Here is a 19,732-nt window from a genome sequence, read left to right on the forward strand (position 1 = left end):
CTTTATCATCTTATGACAGATAAAAATTTTAATCCCGGAAAAGGCTTGATATTCAGCAAACATGTGCCGGAGGAATTATCACATTTTGAGCGTGTCTTTGATGTTTTCAAAGATCTGCTTACCCATACCTCCGGAGATATTGAAGAAGCCTTCGACTGGCTGGACATGCTTGATCAGGAATATGATATTTTCAATGATGAGTATACCCTTCAGGATTTTGAAGAGGATTTGAAAAAACGAGGTTATATCAGGGAAGAAGACCCTGAAAAAGGCAATACGGGAAGTGGAAAAGGTAAAAATATATTAACCCCTAAACTGGAAGCTGCCCTTCGTGAATATGCGTTGGATCAGATCTTTGGTAAACTGAAGAAAAACGGAGCCGGAAATCACCGTACCCATAAAACAGGAATCGGAGATGAACGTGATGGTGAAAACCGTTCTTTCCAATACGGGGATGATCTTGCTGCTGTGAACATGACCGAAAGTTTAAAGAATGCACAGATCAACAACGGAATCTCAGACCTTCGTCTCACAGAAGATGATCTGATCGTAGAGGAAACCAAGCATAAGGCACAAATGAGTACTGTTCTGATGATTGATATCAGCCATTCTATGATCTTATATGGTGAAGACCGGATTACGCCGGCCAAAAAAGTAGCCATGGCACTCGTAGAATTGATTAAAAGAAAATATCCTAAAGATTCCATCGATATTATTGTTTTTGGAAACGAGGCATGGCCGATTAAGATCAAAGACCTTCCCTATTTAAAAGTTGGTCCTTATCATACCAATACCGTAGCAGGTCTGGAACTCGCCATGGATATCCTTCGCAGAAAAAGAAATACCAACAAGCAGATTTTTATGATCACCGACGGAAAACCCAGCTGTATTCAGTTGCCCAGCGGTGAGTTTTATATGAACAGCTTTGGGCTGGATGAAAAGATTGTCAACCAATGTTTCAACAGAGCAGCGCAGGCGAGAAAACTGAAAATTCCTATCACGACTTTCATGATTGCCCAGGATCCTTACCTGCGTCAGTTTGTGGAAGAGTTTACAGCCCAGAATAAAGGAAAAGCCTTCCTGACCGGACTGTCAGGATTAGGGCAGATGATTTTTGAAGATTACGAAAAAAACAGAATAAGAAGAATATAAAGATCAGATTTTACATTATTTAAAAATAAAAATCTCATCAGATAAATAGTATTACAAGACAATGAAAAACGATATTACATTCAAAGAATTAAAAAAATCCGGTTATACTCACAAAACGATTAATGAGGAAATCCAGGCCAATCTGATTGCCAGAATCAAATCTAAAGAACCTGTGTTTGAAGGGCTTTGGGGCTATGAAGACACGGTTGTTCCCCAACTGAAAAAGGCAATTCTTGCCGGACACCACATCAATTTACTGGGACTGCGCGGACAGGCAAAAACCAGGATTGCAAGAAGCATGGTAAATCTGCTTGATGAATATATGCCTATCGTAAAAGGGTCTGAAATCAATGACAGCCCGTTTCATCCCATTTCAAAGTTTGCCAAAGATCTGCTTGCTGAATTAGGAGATGAAACTCCAATTTCGTGGGTACACCGTTCTCATCGTTTCTACGAAAAACTGGCTACTCCCGATGTGAATGTTGCAGATTTAATTGGTGATATAGACCCTATTAAAGCAGCTACCTTGAAACTACCCTATTCCGATGAACGTGTTTTACATTACGGAATGATTCCACGTGCCAACCGTTCTATTTTTGTTTTAAATGAATTGCCGGATCTGCAGGCCAGAATCCAGGTTTCCCTGTTTAATATTTTACAGGAAGGAGATATTCAGATCCGTGGATTCCAGCTGAGAATGCCGCTTGATATTCAGTTTGTTTTCACAGCCAATCCGGAAGACTATACCAACAGAGGAAGTATTGTAACACCGCTGAAAGACAGGATCGGGTCTCAGATTTTCACCCATTATCCAAAAACTATCGCTCTTGCAAGACAAATTACAGAACAGGAAGCATTGATTTCTGCTGAAGATAAAGCACAGATCCAGATTCCTGATCTGGCGAAAGATCTCCTGGAAGAAGTTGCTTTTGCAGCCCGTATCAGCGAATATGTGGATGCGAAAAGTGGTGTCAGTGCCCGTCTTACCATCAGTGCTATGGAAAATTTAATGGCAGCAGCCAAATTACGTTTAATTGAATCCGGAGCAGAGAGAACTACTGTACGTCTGCTTGACTTCATGTCGATCATTCCATCAATCACAGGGAAAATCGAACTGGTCTATGAAGGTGAACAGGAAGGTGCTGATTACGTAGCCAAAATCTTAATTGATAAAGCCGTAATTACCCAATTTGAAAGCCTGTTCCCACGTATTTCAAAACTGGAAAAAGAAGGGATCAAAACACCGTACACTGACCTGATCAGGTGGTTCAACAAAAATCATTTAGAACTTAATTACAATGATACAGATGAAGAATTCTATGCTAAACTTGATAAGATAGAACCTCTGACAACTGTAGTGGAAGAAAATGCTTCCGAATTGAGCAAAGAAGATCAGAACTTCTGCAAAGAACTGGTGCTTTGGGCATTAACGATCAGCAATAAAATTGACAAATCTGAAAATCAGAATGCATTCACTTTTGATTCTCCCGGGATTGGCCAATTCTTACGTAACTAAAAATCAGTAAAATAATATAAAAGTAAAACCTTCAGTTCATCTGAAGGTTTTTTATTTGTTTCTGAAAGACTTTATACCAGATTGTCATTTTTAAGCACAGCAGAACCGAAAGGATTGTCAACCAACCATAGCCACTCTCCTTCTTCATTTCTTTTCATGATACAGGAAGTATTGCCTGTCATATGAATAGAATGCCCATCCGGAGCAGTTCCCGTTATTTCCCACTGATCCTGCCACATCGCCAGATCATTTACAACAGTGATATGTGGAGTTTCACCTTGAATATCCAGTTGTAAGCGGCAAATCTCATTCATTGCCCTTTCTATCTGCTCAAACCCTCTCCACTCTCTTCCATCGCGGTCTATGTAGACTGCTTCTGGATGAAAACAACTTAATGCTCCTTTTACATCTCCGTTTCTGATGCAATGCCGAAAATAGGCTACAGCACCAGTTTCTGTTTTTCTGTTAAATTCCTGCATTACTTCACATTTCTGGAGTCCATTTCCCTTTTCAAGCCTTTCTTACCTTTATTCCAGCTGTTGGCCACAAAAAAAGCAAGAAGTATCGGTAAAAAAGTAGTGAAACTGATCCCTTTGGTTATGGTACTATAAATAGCAATTCCAGCCAATACTCCCAGGATGATAGCATTCACAACATTTCTGGCTTCAATAGTTCTTTTTTTCTCTATCAACTCCTGATCCGTTAATTCTGACAAATCTTTTTCCATATTTAATAGTATTTCTTGGTTTTTCGTTTTAGAGCGGTAAAATTCATTTTTTTTAAATCTATTTTTACCGAAAGCTAAATTACAATATTGTCAAGATATTTTTTTATTTCTTTTATTTGTAATTTATTTCATATCACCAGTTTCTGAAAAAGTTCAATGCTTATGGAAGACAACCTGAATTGTATTTACAGAGTTATCAATTTTATGGAGAAGAATTACGACCAGCCTGTTTCTGTAAAGGAACTGGAAGACATTTCTCATTATTCTTACCGGAATATCCAGCGCATTTTCAAGTACAGCTGTGGGGAGACAATAGGTACTTTCCAGCAAAGATTAAAAGTAGAAAATGCCTATAAACGCATTCTTTATACTCAGGAAAATCTTACCTCCATTGCCATTGAAGTTGGTTTTGCCAATATCGCTTCCTTTTCCAAAGCTTTTAAACAACATTTTGGGATTTCCCCTAAAGCTGCAAGACAAAGTAAGGAACAACTCCTTTGTGGAGGTGCCATCATTCCTGTTACCTCAGAGGTCTTGCTGGAACCCGAAATTGTTTATCTGAAACCTGTCCAGGTATATTATCAGAGCATTAACACCTGTTATAACAATGAAGAGATTGAAGTGCTGTGGGAAAAGTTCATGGAAAATGATTTTCCTGACTCCGGGATAGAATATTTTGGAGTTATAGCCGATGAACCATTAATAAAAACAGAAATCAACTGCCGCTATGATGCATGCTCATCCGTTCAGTCCGGAAATAAAAAGCTACCTTCAAAAATGATGTTCGGAGGTAAATATGCCCGTTTTACCCATCATGGAAGCTACGAAACAATAGACGACACGTATACGAAGATCTATTCACGCTGGATTTTCAATTCAGGTCTTGAGTTTTCACACACTCCTATCATTGAAAAGTATGAAAATCATGCTGAAAACGAAGATGATCAGGAAAAACAACTGACCTATATTTTATTACCTTTGAAGTAAGTTGTCAATTTGGGACAACTTTAAGAAAAACAATCGATCTAATTTTGCCCTGTTAAAAATAGATCAGTTATGCAAAAAAAGAAAATCATGTTCCCATTATTACCTCTTCTTCTATTATCCTGCTCATCAGCGGACTTAACAGAATTACCGGGTACGGTAAATCCGGAAACCATTGTTTACAAAATGCCTGAAGAATCAGCTCCACATGAAGGAACCTGGCTTCAATGGCCTCATCAGTATCAGTATGGAGTGACTTACCGCAACAGACTGGATGCCACCTGGTTAGCGATGACCAAAGAACTTGTACAAAGTGAAAAAGTTCACATTATTGCTTATGATGGTGCAGAAAAGAATCGTATTATAGGTCTGCTCAACAATGCTGGAGTTTCTCTCACCAATATCAACTTCAAAATTTATCCAACGGATGACTTCTGGGTAAGAGACAATGGTCCTATCTATGTAAAAGACCAGAACGGGCAGTTATTCATTCAGGACTGGGGATTTAACGGTTGGGGAAACAAAGCCGATTACAGCAAATGTAACGTAATACCTTCAAAAATAGCAGCCGATACCAATATACCAAAAATCAATCTTAATTCAGTCATGATCAATGAAGGAGGAAGTGTGGAAATTGACGGAAACGGAGTGTTGATGGCTTGTAAAAGTTCTATTCTGAATAATAACAGAAATCCGGGAATGACGCAACAACAGGCAGAAGCCATATTTACTAAAAACCTCGGAGTAACCAAATTTATCTGGCTGAATGGAAAAGCCGGTCTGGATATCACAGACATGCACATCGATGGATTTGCCCGATTTGCTAATTCATCTACCATTATCACAATGAATCCGGACGATCTTAACTACTGGCAGGTTCCCAATGGAGATATTGATAAACTGTATGATGCAACCACAAAAACCGGAGCTGCCTATCAGTTTGTAAAAGTACCTTTAACAAGAAATGATGTGATCACTACTTACGGGAAAAATGTGGGCCGCGCTTCATACATCAATTATTATATTGCCAATAACCGTGTATTGGTTCCTAATTATAACGACCCTAACGATGCAGTTGCCAACAATATTATCCAACAGCTTTATCCTGGCAAACAGGTGGTTGGTATAGACTGCCGGAATTTATTTGCCAATGGCGGAATGGTACATTGTGTCACCCAGCAACAACCTCAATAAAATAATCGTAAGAATAAAGCCTGCTCATTTCAGCAGGCTTTACTGATAGACAGCTTCAGTCGTCAAAAAAATAGCGTAAATTTGCCCTGTCCATCCCGAAAAAGATGGTTTTCTATTATACGTATTATGAAAAAAACAGCACTTTCTTTATTGGTTCTTCTGAATATGGTTTGCCAGGCACAGAATTTTGATGTAATTCCCTTAGGAATATATGGTGGTGAGCAGGAAGACAATTTATCAGCCTATCTGGTAGGCGCTCCAAAAGACAATGCATTTCTCTGCCTGGATGCCGGTACCGTAAATACCGGAATACGAAAAGCGATTGAACTGAAAAGTCTTGAAGGATCAGCAGAAACGGTTTTAAAAGATCAGATCAAAGGATATTTTGTATCCCACGGTCATCTCGATCATCTGTCAGGGCTTATCATCAATTCTCCGGCTGATTCCAAGAAAGATATTTTCGCCATAGCTCCTGTGATTCAGATTTTACAGAATCATTACTTTATTACAGATACCTGGATTAATTTTGCAGATCAGGGACAAAAACCAATCCTTGGAAAATACCATTATAATGAACTCCAGGAAGGAACTGAGATTCCAGCGCCTAAAACACCTTTTTTTATAACTGGCTATGAACTGAGCCACGTAAATCCATATAAAAGCAGTGCCGCATTGGTAAGAAGAGAAAATCATTATCTGCTTTATCTTGGAGATACCGGTGCAGACCGTATAGAAAAATCTGACCGTCTGGATCAACTTTGGAATAGGACAGCTCCACTTGTTAAAAAAAGACAGCTCAACACGATATTAATTGAAGTTTCTTTCCCCAACAGTCAGCCAGAACATCTGCTGTTCGGGCACCTTACTCCGAATCTGCTGATTGAGGAATTGAGTAAACTTAAAGAAAAGACCGGACAAAGCAGCCTTGAAGGCCTTAATATTGTGGTTACTCATAGAAAGCCGACAGGTGATAATCCAGAATTGATCAAAAAGGAATTATTAGAGAACAATCCTCTAAAAGTGAGGTATATCTTCCCGGAACAGGGTAAAAAGATTAGTTTACCCTAACAATAAATTAAAAGATGAAGCGGAAACAGGCTTCATCTTTTTTGATTTACAACTGTATCATTCATAACAAAACAATTTTAATATACTGAAATTCAATAATTTAATTTTATTTATCTGAAATTAATAAGTTTTTTCATGGTTATATTAATTTATCATCGTAATATTGCAATATAAAATTACAACAATGGGAGTTACTAAAACAGACTTTTATACTGAAGAACAAAATAAGCTGGCTTCTCTGCTTAAAGTTTTGGGACATCCGGCAAGAATCGCTATTTTACAGTACATCATTAATCAAAAAGCGTGTATCTGTAATGATCTCGTTGAAGAACTAGGATTGGCACAGGCCACTATTTCGCAGCATTTAAAAGAGCTTAAGAATATAGGAATCATCAAAGGTTCCATTGAAGGAAAGTCTGTATGTTACTGCATTAATGAAAGTACATGGAAACAGTTTCAGAATGAATTCAACCTGTTTTTTAATCAGGATGTTACTATAAAACAATGCTGTTAAGGCATTTTTTTGAACACGAACATCGTAATATTGCAATATATCATTACAAAATTATAACACTAAATTTTAATCTACTATGAGACTATCAGAAATCAAAGAAATTCTTCCTGCATTGGAAAATGTTGAATTTCAATTAGAAAACGGAAATTTTGTTCCAGAACATTTCCACGTAACAGAAGTGGGTCAGATCACAAAAAATTTCATCGACTGCGGCGGGGTCATCAGAAATGAAAAAGTGGTTAATTTTCAACTTTGGGATGCTGATGATTACGAACATCGTCTAAAACCTGGAAAGTTACTTCATATCATTCAGCTTTCCGAAGAAAAGCTTGGAATAGAAGACTCGGAAATTGAAGTTGAATATCAGGGAGAAACCATTGGTAAATATGACCTTGAATTTAACGGAAAAAACTTCGTACTGAAAAGCAAAACAACAGCATGTCTTGCTCAGGACGCCTGCGGAATTCCTTCCGAAAAACAAAAGAAAAATCTGTCTGAACTATCTGTAACCCCAACATCGGCCTGCACTCCGGGATCCGGCTGCTGTTAATTTTTATTAATTATGTATCAGGAATTATTAAACACGATTCAATCTCTGAAATGGGAAAGTATAGATGCCGACAGAAAAGAAGTTCTGGAGCCTTTGATCAGTTTTATCCAGCAAAAGGTGGATGACCGCAAAGAAATCAACCTGAATTTTATCTGTACCCACAATTCACGCCGGAGCCATCTGGCACAAGTTTGGGCACAGACAGCGGCTTCTTTGTTTGCCATTCCGGAAGTTCACTGCTATTCCGGAGGCACGGAAACAACGGCATTATTTCCTAAAGTCGCGGAAGTCCTGGCGAAACAAGGCTTTTCGGTTTTCAGCATTGCTGAGACCACCAATTCTGTATATGCTGTAAAATATGATGACAACAGTCTTCCGGTAATTGGTTTTTCAAAAAAATATGACAGTCCGTTCAATCCTGTATCTGATTTTGCAGCAATTATGACCTGTTCGCAGGCAGATGACGGATGTCCTTTTATCCCTGGTGCGGAAAAAAGAATTCCGATCACCTTTGAAGATCCAAAGATTTCAGATAACACACCGGAACAGTCAGCAATATATACTGAAAGAAGCTTACAAATTGCAGAAGAAATGTTGTATGTTTTTTCTAAAATCAAAAGATAATCATGCAGTCCAGATTAAAATTCTTAGACCGTTATCTTACCTTATGGATCTTTCTGGCTATGGGGACAGGGATTGCTTTGGGGCATTTTTTCCCGGCTATTCCTGATATCATCAATTCACAGTCTCTTGGAACCACTAATATTCCTCTGGCCATCGGTCTCATTCTGATGATGTATCCGCCCCTGGCAAAGGTTGATTATACTCTCCTGCCCTTGGCTTTCAGGGATAAAAAAGTAATCGGCATTTCTTTATTGCTCAACTGGATTATTGGTCCGGTTCTGATGTTTGTTCTCGCTATTCTTTTTTTAAGACATGAACCTGATTATATGTCCGGATTAATCCTCATTGGACTGGCCAGATGTATTGCTATGGTGATTGTCTGGAATGACCTCGCTAAAGGAAACAGAGAATATGCGGCATTGCTGGTTGCTTTAAACAGTATCTTTCAGGTATTCACCTATAGCTTCCTGGTATGGCTGTTTATCAATGTCCTTCCCGATCAGTTAGGTCTTGCAAGCTTTAATGTGAGTGTTTCTATGCAGGATATCACAGAAAGTGTATTGATCTACCTTGGAATTCCTTTTCTTGCAGGTTTTCTTACCCGATATGTCCTGATCAAATCAAAAGATGCTGAGTGGTACAACAGAAAATTTGCACCTAAAATTTCTCCTGTGACATTGTACGCTCTGTTATTTACCATCGTACTCATGTTTAGTTTGAAAGGCTCTAAAATACTGGAATTGCCAATGGATGTCATTAAGGTAGCAGTCCCCTTGGTAATCTATTTTGCTCTGATGTTTTTTGTAAGTTTTATCATCAATAAAACATTAAAAATTCCTTATGATAAAAATGCATCCATAGCCTTTACTGCTACCGGAAATAATTTTGAACTGGCTATTGCTGTGGCCATCTCAGTCTTTGGTATTCATTCGCCTCAGGCATTTGTAGGGGTGATTGGTCCATTGGTAGAGGTTCCGGTATTAATACTTCTCGTAAAAGCCAGTTTATTTATGAAAAAGAAATGGTACCATTAATTTCATTACCAAAACAAGAAGCATCGCCGAAACAGTGATGCTTTTTTTATGGATATCAGTTCTTACTCAATTTATAATTTCCACTGCCTTCATCTTTAGTGATTGTATAACCATCCTTCAGTTCAAGAGTCCATCCGTCACCTGACACTTTTCTATTTTCAGTTTTCACTGGATTGGATATTGAAATTTTATCCCAGTTTGGACTCATTAATGCTCCGTTTTCAATTGTCAGAATACCCCACAAATCAGTAATCCGGATATTGGGATATACTGTCCCTAGATCTTCTACAGGCATAATATTTCTCGGATCAAAGGAAACATTCATTTTTTCAAATTTGATTTCAAAATGAGGCTGTTGAATGAATTTCAGCTTGTATTCAGCAATAAGCCTCTTAGTTTGTTCTTCTCTTTCGGTTTCCTCCTTTATAATTGATTGTCCGTTATAATGATCAGATCGTTTCTTAACTTCTTTTTGCAGGTCAGCCTGAATTCTTATATCGAGTGCTTTACTGAAATAGCTGGTCAAGTTAGTTTTTGCATCAATTTTTTTATTCCAGTCCGGATCTTTTTGATACAGCAAATATCCATAAACAGGTGTTGTATAATAAGCAAATGAACGTACAAATGTGGGATTTTTCATAAAACCATCAATACCATTCAAAAGAGAAGACCTTGCCTGCTCTTTATTTCTGCCGCTCACAATGAGCCCCGTAAACTCAGCAATTCCTTCATTCAGTTCCAGCAGATTTTCTGTTGTTTCAGAACCTTTGTAAAGTGTATTCCTGTATTTCCTAAAAGTAAAGGCACTGGTGAGATGCTGCTTCATTTCTTTTTCTGAATTTGAGCGGATTGCCTGCTTTAGCGCTTCCAATTCGAGACGCAGGTAAATCCTGCCCTTCTTCTGATCCAGATGATTATTTTCCACATTGTTAAGTGTAAATCCCAATGAAGGCTGAATGCTATGAAAAGATTCATGAGCCAAAAGATTAATCCTGTTTTCTTTATTTTCAGAAAGGGGGAGCATAGCCATTGCCCATCTTTTTCCACCCCAATTGACCGCGGTATTGGCAATATTGACAGCAGCAGGTAAAATTCCAGAATAAGTAGTACCGTTACCTTTCAGAATGCCCTCCAAATCCGGCTCATTGGCAAAAAGCTCCCTGGTTTTCGGATCAATTAAAATCATAGGACCATATAAATCTTTGTTCCAAAGTCCGATATTCTTCTTTGAAGCTGTTTTTAACTCATCGAAAAAAATAGAAACTGTATCAGGGGAAGTAGATTGCGTTTGTGCTTTTACACCTAATACAAACAAGAAAAAGAAAGCTGTAGCAACAGTCTGCTTCATGGTTAAATTCTTTATGGTTAAGTTTTTCTCTAAAATAGATGGCTGCATCTACAATAGTACGCACATGATAAATGCAAATTAAATACTTTAGAAAGCTAATATAATGAATTATAGCAATCAAGAACAATTACAGCCCCAAAAAACATCTGTAAGAAAATGGCCATCCGGTTGTGGAAAAATTATTACAAACCGGAGAACGAAGGAATAAATATTTATCTGTATAAGAAAATAAATCAGAGACCATTAAATGTTGTATGGAATTATAGACAAATAAGGACTTTATCTCAGAAATAGATTATCTTTATAGGGAACGAAATTTTTATTAATAATGAAGTTAGAATTATATCAGATAGATGCTTTTACAGAATCTGTTTTCCATGGAAATCCGGCATGTGTTGTGCCATTAAAAAACTGGTTACCCGATGAAATCCTTTTAAAAATAGCCCGTGAAAATGCAGTGGCAGAAACCGCCTTTTTCATTGATAACGGTGATAGCATTCACCTGAGATGGTTTACCCCTGAAATAGAGATGGATTTATGCGGCCACGCTACCCTGGCTACTGCCCATTGTCTTGTTTCCATCTTAAATTATGAGCGCAATAGAATCATTTTTGAAACCAAAAGTGGCGAACTGACAGTTGATGTTAAAGATGGGATGTATTATATGGATTTTCCGTCCAGAATGCCCGAAGCCTCTACTCTTCCGGAAATCATATCCAGATCACTTAATATACAGCCTAAGGAAGTTTTCAAAGCAAGAGATTATGTTCTGGTATACGATTCTGAAGAAGATGTAAAAAATATCAACATTGAAAGATCCGTTTTTGACCTTATCAACCTGGACCCGGGCGGTGTTATCGTGACAGCAGCAGGCACTGACAGTGATTTTGTATCAAGATACTTTACCCCGCAGTCCTCTATTCTTGAAGATCCTGTTACAGGCTCTGCACACTGTTCACTGATTCCCTTCTGGTCATCAAGATTAGGGAAGGATAAGCTTTTTGCCCGCCAGATCTCTGAAAGAGGTGGTCAGCTCTATTGTGAAAATAAAAATGAAAGAGTAATTGTGGCAGGGAAAGCCCAAACGTATTCTGCAGGGCATTTTTGGATAGAATAGATTTTCTGGCAGTCACAGTATATGCTACAATTAAAGACCGTGAATCATTCGATTCAAAGATTTAAGTTAATCTGCCCTCTTAAAAATTATAAAAAAATTGGCTACTTTTTAGTAGCCAATTTTTTTATAATTTTTCTATGATATTTCAATCATTCTTGGAGGTTTCTGCTTCGCATCTTCTTTTTTCGGGATGGTTAACATTAAAAGGCCATTTTCATATTTTGCATTAATATTATCCTGATCCACCACATCTTTTGGAAGCTCAAAACTTCTCTGGAAGGATTGGTAACTGAACTCTCTTCGTGTGAAATTGTCATCTTTTGACTCTTTACGATCTTCCTTCGTTGATGAAATGGTAAGCAGGTTACCATCCAGCCTGATCTGAAAATCATTTTTATTCATACCTGGAGCTGCAACCTGAACTTCGTAAGCATCTCCATTCTCCTTTATATTTACCGATGGTACGGTTGTACTGGTAGATGAGTAATTGTTATTGCCCCAGTTAAAAAGTTCACGACCAAAAAAATCGTCAAAGACATTTGAAAAGCCCAGGTTGCTGTTTCCGTTTCTTCTTATTAGATTATTCATTGTAATCATTTTTAATTAAGTTTAACAATCATTAAAAACACGTCAGCTGGCCAGCTGTACATAAAATTTTACAAAAAAAATACCATTTGAGTTCGAATGAAATTTTTTCCGGTTTTCTGTCATTTTTTCAGAATTTCTGACACAAAACCCTGATCCTTAGAACATTCATTACTCTTTTGTTTTTATTCTTTATTCTCAATACGAAAAATTTTTACGAAGCCTGAAAAACGTACCGCAACTGATCCATATTGTGGACAATAAAAGTGATAAGCAGGTAATACCCAGGCCGGCTTTATAAAGATCGTACTCTACCATACCGGTTTTGTAAGCAATCGAAATAGCCAGTATTCCAAATTCACCTGTTTGAGAAAGCAGAGCACCTCCATAAAAACTATCCTGCCATTTAAAATTCAGCATTCTGAAAAAGAGAGCCGACATAATACTGTTGCTTATCAGTACAATTAAAGTTCCTATCGTGATCAGCTTATAATTCGATAACAGATAATTGATGTCCAGCCGTAAACCAATGGATACAAAAAACAATGCCACAAAGAAAACCTTGAATGGAAGCAAGGAATGTTCCAGCCATTGAAATGCCTGAATTTTTCCGACTAAGACCCCTGCCATAAAACTTCCAAGTGCAGCACTCATACCTACCGTTTCTGCTATAAGACCAAAGCCGAGACAGATCAGTAAGCCTGAAAATACCTGAAGCTCATGGTCATTTTCAAGGAATGTACTTGACAATTTGATTTCCTTCAGATGTCTGATTTTCCGGAATATCAAAAAAATGCCGAGACATATCGCTATCGGAAGCATCATATTCAATATACTGAACTCTTTGCTATTCCAAAATTTCAACACCGTGAGCACCGGAGCCAGAAGTAGATCCTGTAATAACAAAATATTGAGGATAATGATTCCAAAGGCAGTATGCAGGGTTCCGTGCTTCTTCAGAAACTCGACTACCACTGCAGTACTATTGAACATAAACAGAATGGCAATGAGGAGCACACTTTCAATATTCAGATGGAGTAATTCACCCACAAAATACGCAAATATAAAACTTAAGAGTATTTTCATCCCCTGAGCCAATAATGGCTTAATGATAAGGCTCTTTTTATTGGGAATATTGATTTCCACTCCGATAAAAAACATCAGCAGTAATATTCCTATTTCGCCAATCGTTTCTATTTCTTCCGGTTTGTTAAATAGCTTTAGTACATAAGGCCCCAATAACACCCCGGCAACAATATAGGCAATAAGATAGGGCTGATTAAATTTCTTCAGTAAAAACATCAGTCCTAAGATGGTCATACACAAAATACATACAGTCCAAAGCATATTGATAACGTTTTAGATTGAGATAATTTCGTATTTAATAGTATTGTCTTATGTTGAATTTCCTCAAATTCTGTCTGTGTGAAGAATATTGAGGTCTGTACCATCCTTGTGGTAACCGATCAGTTCAACTATACTGTTTTTAATTGAAAAAAAATAAAGAGTGATCTCATCTTTATTGCATAAGACCTTCTCAGGAAAAAAGTCAAAACATTCTGCACCGAACTCCAGTAAAAAATTTTCATTGATTATCATAACAAAATTATTAATAATAAACTCTAACTTATTACATGTTTTGGTTATTAGTTATTTTCAAATCTGAATACAAAATCCAGACCAAGCTACCAGGGTATAGCCGACCGGAAATCAAGCAATTTAGGTCATAAAAAGGAGACGTTTATTATTAACGTCTCCCTAAACGCAAGGGAGCCCTGTCGAACTCCTAATCCCATCTTTAACACTTTTGATAGTAGTCATGCAACCCTAAAGTTCAAGGATGAAGAATTTTCCAAAAAATTCGAAAATTACTTTGGAAAAGATGTGATTAAACTGTATAAACTTAAACAATATTTCAAATAATAGTGTATTTCTAAAATATAAAATAAACTAAAGTGTGATGCATTGTATTTTACATTTCAAAAGTATTTTTATCTTCATTTTATTTGTAATTTAACAATCTGAGCTAAGTGTCGAATATAGAATAATTTGGTGCAAACCTGAGATATCGATATTGTAACAAGTAAAAAGATAAATAATACCATGATAAAATCTTTCAATATCAAATTGTTATTAGCCCTTCTTTCCATTGTTTTTGCATTTGACTTAGTATTTATTGCTATGGATCATAGTTCCTGGCGGTTTTTTACCAAACCACTGTTGTTACCTGTTATTATCTGGTTTTATTTTACTTATGCTAAACAAAATGTATTTCGGATCAACCAATGGTTTTTATCTGGATTAATTCTGAGCTTTTTGGGTGATGTGTTTTTGTTATTTGGATGGGGATTTATGCCCGGTTTGGGAAGCTTTTTGTTGGCTCATATTTGTTACATCGTTTATTTTTTAAGGATTAAAAAGAAAAATGTCTGGATTTGGCTTCCCTTTGTTTTGCTTTATTTAGGCTCATTTATTTACTATATATTTCCTTATTTAAACGAAATGAAGATCCCCGTGGTGATTTACGGAATTACCATTGCTACGATGCTGTATTTTAGTATCAGAACTTATTCTTTATTATTAATCCTGGGAGCTGTTTTGTTTGTAATATCAGATTCTGTATTGGCCATTAATATGTTTGTACAGCGTAGTATTGGGAAAGAACTTGTTGTGATGATTACTTATGTTTTAGCCCAATTGATTTTGGTGCTGGGAGTGGTTGGTATTGAAAAAAAGAACAGAATTATCCGATAAAATCAAGACTTATGAAAAGAAAAGATAACCGGTTTTTTCATAGTATTGCCCTATTCTATCCATTGGATTTTACTGATCCTGTTACTTATTTTATTCCTGTGTTTATCTTGTTGATAGTAGGGGAAATATTTTTGTATCAGATTCCTCAAAAAGTATTCACAAAAAGACTCATCAAAGATAATGTATCGAGTATCGGATTGGGGATAGGGGCAGTAATGTTAGACTTTGGGATGAAAGCTATATCATTATCCTACTTTTTTTGGATTTACAATCATTTTAGACTTACCGATATTTTCGGGATCAAAGATTTCAATAAATTCTTCACTTTACAATGGCATGCAGATCACTGGTGGTTGTGGTTATTGGTTATGATTGTTCAGGATTTTGGTTTTTACTGGCATCATCGGTTGAGTCATAAAATCAGATTATTCTGGACAGGTCATGTCAATCATCACTCGGCTACTCATTTGAGTCTTGCTATTGCATTGCGTCAGGGATGGTTTGAAATTATATATCGGGACATTTGGTATATCCCTTTTATCATGATTGGTTTTCATCCTATTATGGTGGCTATGATGCATCAGTTTAATTTGATTTTTCAATTTTGGCCGCATACCAATGCTATTGGAAAATTAGGGTGCTTCGATAAAGTATTCAATTCTCCATCCAACCATCGGGTGCATCATTCCCGAAAAATTGAGGATTTAGATAATAATTATGGGGGCATTCTGATGATTTGGGATCATCTTTTCGGCACATACAAAGCGGAAGAAAAGAAAACGACGGATTACGGAATCTATCATAATATTCATACTTATAATGTTTTTCATATCGTCTTTGATGAGTTTGGAAATATGATAAAGGATGTCCGGAATGCACCGACATGGAAAGCGAAACTGGGGTATATATTCAATGCTCCGGGCTGGCATCATAACGATAAAGATGAGCGGATTTCTACTTTGAAGCGGGAATTAGAAGAAAAGATGAATTGACCGGAAATCAAGCCATTTAGGACATAAAAAAAGGAGACGTTAATAAATAAACGTCCCCTAAGCGGAGAGTGAGGGATTCGAACTTGGCAACAAAAACTATCTGAATATGGAATAATTAAAATACAATCCAGACAATTGCCACGAATTTGACACAACTCTATATTTATATTCTGCAAAATCTTAAATCTTGACTAAAGAACTCTTTAGTTTCGAATTACAAATATAAAAAATCTATTATTAATGTATTTGTCATAGAATCATTTTTTAATTGTGACCAGAATTTTCAAGCAATGCTCCATCAGCAAGCCCTTCCCTATTCAGTATCTATGAGCTACATCACAAAGTAAAATTTAGTTCTCTGATCTGATTTAATACTTAAAATACTCTCATTACATTTATAAGACAATAAAATACCAATTGTCATTAGTATTTCATTCATTTATTTATTTAAAAAATTGTTTAAGAGTAGTTTTTTTATTTTAATTTAAAATCAAATAGCTCCTGTGGATGCACATCTAGTCCTTTGGCTAACTCTTGAATAGTAGAAATTCTAAGATCTACTTCCCCTTTTTCTATTTTACTAATATTACTATGATCTACATCACATTTCTGAGCCAACTCTCTATAACTCAAACTCAACTTTTTTCTAAACTTCTCAACTCTTTTACCAAATGCTATTCTAAATTCTAATTTATCCATCGCAGTTAACTTTGAATAGAAAAAATGATAAAATCTAAATAAATTATTGTAGTCGAATTAACCTACATAAAGAAAAATGTTTTATATTTGCTAAATAAGTTACAATAATGGTAACTTTGCAATACTTCAAAAAAATAATCGAAGCTATTGCTTAGATTCTCGACTAGAAAACTGGTAATTTTATGTGTACGAGAAGATAAGTAAATTAGCTCACGACCGCGGCGTGGGCTCTCTTATCGTACACGGGTATACCAGTACCTCTAGTCAATAAGTTGAGTTCCACGCCTTTTCTTTTGAGCAAGATGTAGTGAATTCTTTTTATCTAAGCAGTTCCTTCCAGCAATAATTCAGCTAATACACTGCTTATGAAAAGTACAGATTCATTACCATTGCCCCGCATGTTAAATGATAACCAGCTATATGAACTGCTGAAAAAAGGTAATCCAACCTCTTTAGAACATATTTATTTACGATATAAAAGACTTCTTTTGTGGCTCGGAAGACAAATGCTTGAGGATGATTTTGTAGTAGAAACACTTGTTCAGGATACATTTCTCAAACTTTGGCTACACCGTGATTCCATTGAAACCCCGAATCATATTCTTGGCTTTTTACGGTTTGTTTTGAAAAGAGACTGTATATCGTATTTCAATGCTCCAAAAAATAAATTCGCTCGCTTAACGGCTTCACTTGAAAGTTTTGAGAATTATCAGGATTACCTTGTCGGATATGATCCTCTGCAAGACAAGGAACATCTTCTACGTCAGGAATCCGCTCAAAAAGATTTTGATGAAGTTAATAAGGTTTTAAAGGTGATAAACCCCAAAAGAAGACAGCTAATCAAACTATGCCTTGAATATGGCTTCCGGTATAAACCAATTGCAGAAGCAATGGGAAGCAGTGTGAAAGATATAAGCAACGAAGTTAACAGAGCCATAGATGATCTGCGGAAAATCATTAAAGGAACGTCTTTCGAGCCACAGAAAAAAGCTTCCGGTAATGAAGAGCAGCCAGATAAACTTAGTAGTCAACAGCTAGAGATATTAAAAAGGAGGGTTGAACAAAAATCTTCTTTCATAGTAATTGCCAAGGAACTCAAACTTTCTGAAAAGCAGGTCCACCGGGAATTTCTATATGCTTATCAATTTCTACAAAATCGAAATACCTCTCAAATCCCTTTTTGAAATGGAAAAATCAACGATTACACTTACCCGAAAAATTCAGCTATTGATCGACGTTCCAAGTAATGAAAAAAAAGAGATGTGGGAAAAACTCTACCGTTATCAGAACCGCTGTTTCCGAGCGGCTAATTTAATCGTTTCCCATCTGTATGTTCAGGAAATGATTAAGGATTTCTTTTACCTCACAGAAAAAATCCAATATAAGCTGGCCGATGCAAACAAAGATCAATTGGGAATATTTACACGTTCGAAAACAAACACAACGGCACGTATGGTATTTGACCATTTTAAAGGAGAGGTCCCGACCGATATTCTGGGAAGTCTTAATAACACCATTCAATCTACTTTTTCTAAAAACAAAGCCGACTACTGGCAGGGCTTAAAATCACTTAGAAACTATAAAAGAGACATCCCCATTCCGCTTCCGGTTAAATGTATCAGCAAAATGAAGTATGATCCTGACAAGAAAGCGTTTTGTTTCAACATGTTTGCTATTCCCGTTAAAACATATTTAGGGAGAGACTTCTCCGATAAGCGCTTAGTAATGGAACGTCTTTTAAGGGGAGAAATAAAACTTTGCACATCACAGATACAGCTGAAAGTCGGGAAAATCTATTGGCTTGCAGTATTTGAATTTGAAAAAGAAGAGAATCATTTAAAACCCGAAATCATCGCTGAGGCTTCCTTGTCTCTGGAACATCCAATAGTTGCAAAAACTGGCAATGTACGAATCAATATTGGCACAAAAGAAGAGTTTTTATATCGCAGGCTTGCCATTCAGGCAAGTCAAAAGAGAATTCAATCCAGTATTGCCTATGCGCGCTCTGGAAAAGGAGCTAAACGCAAACAAAAGGCATTGTATAAAACTGAAAATTTGGAGAGCCGATATGTAAGTCATCGACTTCATGTGTACAGCCGGAAACTTATCGATTTCTGCATCCAGCAACAGGCGGGCACACTAATTCTTAAAAATCAAGAGGACAAAATTGGTATCGCAAAAGAACAGGAATTTGTGCTTCGCAACTGGAGTTATTATGAATTACAGACCAAAATAAAATATAAAGCAGAAAAAGCTGGTATCGAATTAATCATTGGATAGCTAAAAAAAATAACGAGGGTGCTTGTAAACCCGTAGGGTGAGGTTATGAACTCTCACTAAATACATAATAGTATATACAACGGCGTGGGTTCTTTTTTTACTTGTAATATTGAACAGAAAATATATAAGAGAAAAACACAAAACGCTTTACAATAAAGTTTTGAATAAAACAAGAGGCTTTAGCTCTTGACTCAATCAGAAGAAATTTCTTTCTCAAAAAGGAAGAAACGAAATATAATTTTTTAACTGAACAAAATAGAGTTATCTGGCTAAATTATTAATGCTGTAATAAATATTCTAAAAGGATCTAAAAACAAATATATTTCCAATTTTAATAGTCGTTTAATTGTTTTTTCCATTGAAAATTTTGGAGTTCTTACCCTAATTCTGACGATTAATTATATTTTTCAAAAGAAAAAGGAAAAAAAGAAAGCACAAAATTCATTATGAAAGATTTTAAAAAGCAAGTTTATGATGAAAAATACGACCTGCAAGGTGGAGATTTTTTAGCATAACCTGAATTAGTCAATACTTAATCTGACAGTTATATCAAATTAAATAACTTTAAAACAGATTAAGTATTATGACAACACA

General features: G+C 36.4%; 21 protein-coding genes. 14 read left to right on the forward strand and 7 right to left on the reverse strand.

Translation table 11 applies throughout. The features are described from left to right. Positions 1-12: 12 nt before the first annotated feature. Together AC59HC_RS07805 and AC59HC_RS07810 are read left to right on the forward strand one after the other, a co-directional pair. Positions 13-1,152 (forward strand): vWA domain-containing protein, encoded by a 1,140-nt coding sequence (locus AC59HC_RS07805; RefSeq protein WP_202843170.1) that lies wholly within the window; start codon positions 13-15, stop codon positions 1,150-1,152. A 61-nt stretch (positions 1,153-1,213) separates the two neighbouring features. Further along, a complete protein-coding gene (locus tag AC59HC_RS07810; protein WP_343643003.1) occupies positions 1,214-2,668 on the forward strand; it encodes a sigma 54-interacting transcriptional regulator in 1,455 nt (484 codons plus the stop codon). Positions 2,669-2,739: 71 nt separating this feature from the next. On the opposite strand, the gene AC59HC_RS07815 is transcribed toward AC59HC_RS07810, so the two are convergent. Together AC59HC_RS07815 and AC59HC_RS07820 are read right to left on the reverse strand one after the other, a co-directional pair. Further along, the gene (locus AC59HC_RS07815; RefSeq protein WP_110009681.1) at positions 2,740-3,147 is read right to left on the reverse strand and encodes a YybH family protein; all 408 of its coding nucleotides are present in this window, start codon (positions 3,145-3,147) and stop codon (positions 2,740-2,742) included. Further along, entirely contained in the window at positions 3,147-3,395 is a 249-nt protein-coding gene (locus AC59HC_RS07820; protein ID WP_110009680.1) for an FUSC family protein, read from the reverse strand. Before AC59HC_RS07820 ends, AC59HC_RS07815 begins: the two co-directional genes overlap by 1 nt. Positions 3,396-3,557: 162 nt before the next feature. On the opposite strand from AC59HC_RS07820, the gene AC59HC_RS07825 reads away from it, so the two are divergent. The 7 genes from AC59HC_RS07825 to arsB all read left to right on the forward strand — a co-directional run bounded on the left by AC59HC_RS07825 (position 3,558) and on the right by arsB (position 9,363). Further along, on the forward strand, positions 3,558-4,382 hold the full coding sequence (locus tag AC59HC_RS07825) for an AraC family transcriptional regulator (RefSeq protein ID WP_202843779.1): 825 nt from the start codon (positions 3,558-3,560) through the stop codon (positions 4,380-4,382). 69 nt (positions 4,383-4,451) lie between these two features. Next, positions 4,452-5,573, forward strand: a complete 1,122-nt coding sequence (locus tag AC59HC_RS07830; protein WP_496558394.1) for an agmatine deiminase family protein — start codon at positions 4,452-4,454, stop codon at positions 5,571-5,573. A 126-nt stretch (positions 5,574-5,699) separates the two neighbouring features. Continuing rightward, complete coding sequence (locus AC59HC_RS07835) at positions 5,700-6,641, forward strand: 3',5'-cyclic-nucleotide phosphodiesterase (RefSeq protein WP_496558395.1); 942 nt, start codon at positions 5,700-5,702, stop codon at positions 6,639-6,641. 184 nt (positions 6,642-6,825) lie between these two features. Next, positions 6,826-7,155 carry an ArsR/SmtB family transcription factor gene (locus AC59HC_RS07840; protein WP_110009677.1) on the forward strand — a complete coding sequence of 110 codons (330 nt, stop codon included), beginning with the start codon at positions 6,826-6,828 and terminating at the stop codon, positions 7,153-7,155. A gap of 76 nt (positions 7,156-7,231) precedes the next feature. Beyond that, entirely contained in the window at positions 7,232-7,705 is a 474-nt protein-coding gene (locus AC59HC_RS07845) for a DUF6428 family protein (RefSeq protein WP_110009676.1), read from the forward strand. 12 nt (positions 7,706-7,717) lie between these two features. Continuing rightward, positions 7,718-8,329 (forward strand): arsenate-mycothiol transferase ArsC, encoded by a 612-nt coding sequence (locus AC59HC_RS07850; protein WP_496558396.1) that lies wholly within the window; start codon positions 7,718-7,720, stop codon positions 8,327-8,329. A gap of 2 nt (positions 8,330-8,331) precedes the next feature. Then, positions 8,332-9,363, forward strand: a complete 1,032-nt coding sequence (gene arsB, locus AC59HC_RS07855; RefSeq protein ID WP_496558397.1) for an ACR3 family arsenite efflux transporter — start codon at positions 8,332-8,334, stop codon at positions 9,361-9,363. Positions 9,364-9,418: 55 nt separating this feature from the next. On the opposite strand, the gene AC59HC_RS07860 is transcribed toward arsB, so the two are convergent. Further along, positions 9,419-10,711 carry a hypothetical protein gene (locus AC59HC_RS07860; RefSeq protein ID WP_343643019.1) on the reverse strand — a complete coding sequence of 431 codons (1,293 nt, stop codon included), beginning with the start codon at positions 10,709-10,711 and terminating at the stop codon, positions 9,419-9,421. Positions 10,712-11,039: 328 nt separating this feature from the next. Here AC59HC_RS07860 and AC59HC_RS07865 point away from each other — a divergent pair, with 328 nt between their 5' ends. Further along, complete coding sequence (locus tag AC59HC_RS07865) at positions 11,040-11,828, forward strand: PhzF family phenazine biosynthesis protein (protein ID WP_496558398.1); 789 nt, start codon at positions 11,040-11,042, stop codon at positions 11,826-11,828. 135 nt (positions 11,829-11,963) lie between these two features. Here AC59HC_RS07865 and AC59HC_RS07870 read toward each other — a convergent pair whose 3' ends face one another. The 3 genes from AC59HC_RS07870 to AC59HC_RS07880 form a co-directional block, all read right to left on the reverse strand. Next, the gene (locus tag AC59HC_RS07870; protein ID WP_062671580.1) at positions 11,964-12,416 is read right to left on the reverse strand and encodes an Hsp20/alpha crystallin family protein; all 453 of its coding nucleotides are present in this window, start codon (positions 12,414-12,416) and stop codon (positions 11,964-11,966) included. A gap of 195 nt (positions 12,417-12,611) precedes the next feature. After that, positions 12,612-13,760, reverse strand: coding sequence for a cation:proton antiporter domain-containing protein (locus AC59HC_RS07875; protein WP_496558399.1), 1,149 nt, complete (start codon positions 13,758-13,760; stop codon positions 12,612-12,614). Positions 13,761-13,823: 63 nt separating this feature from the next. Beyond that, complete coding sequence (locus AC59HC_RS07880) at positions 13,824-14,012, reverse strand: hypothetical protein (RefSeq protein WP_496558400.1); 189 nt, start codon at positions 14,010-14,012, stop codon at positions 13,824-13,826. A gap of 582 nt (positions 14,013-14,594) precedes the next feature. Here AC59HC_RS07880 and AC59HC_RS07885 point away from each other — a divergent pair. Beyond that, complete coding sequence (locus AC59HC_RS07885; RefSeq protein ID WP_496558402.1) at positions 14,595-15,167, forward strand: lysoplasmalogenase; 573 nt, start codon at positions 14,595-14,597, stop codon at positions 15,165-15,167. A gap of 11 nt (positions 15,168-15,178) precedes the next feature. Continuing rightward, on the forward strand, positions 15,179-16,159 hold the full coding sequence (locus AC59HC_RS07890; protein ID WP_496558401.1) for a sterol desaturase family protein: 981 nt from the start codon (positions 15,179-15,181) through the stop codon (positions 16,157-16,159). Positions 16,160-16,633: 474 nt separating this feature from the next. On the opposite strand, the gene AC59HC_RS07895 is transcribed toward AC59HC_RS07890, so the two are convergent. Further along, positions 16,634-16,858, reverse strand: a complete 225-nt coding sequence (locus AC59HC_RS07895; RefSeq protein ID WP_227941649.1) for a helix-turn-helix domain-containing protein — start codon at positions 16,856-16,858, stop codon at positions 16,634-16,636. Positions 16,859-17,223: 365 nt separating this feature from the next. On the opposite strand from AC59HC_RS07895, the gene AC59HC_RS07900 reads away from it, so the two are divergent. Then, complete coding sequence (locus tag AC59HC_RS07900) at positions 17,224-18,042, forward strand: RNA polymerase sigma factor (RefSeq protein WP_227941650.1); 819 nt, start codon at positions 17,224-17,226, stop codon at positions 18,040-18,042. Position 18,043: 1 nt separating this feature from the next. Beyond that, positions 18,044-19,138 (forward strand): hypothetical protein, encoded by a 1,095-nt coding sequence (locus AC59HC_RS07905; protein ID WP_429815422.1) that lies wholly within the window; start codon positions 18,044-18,046, stop codon positions 19,136-19,138. The last annotated feature ends 594 nt before the right edge of the window (positions 19,139-19,732 follow it).

It is taken from the genome of Chryseobacterium sp. DZ-32 (genome assembly GCF_059587025.1).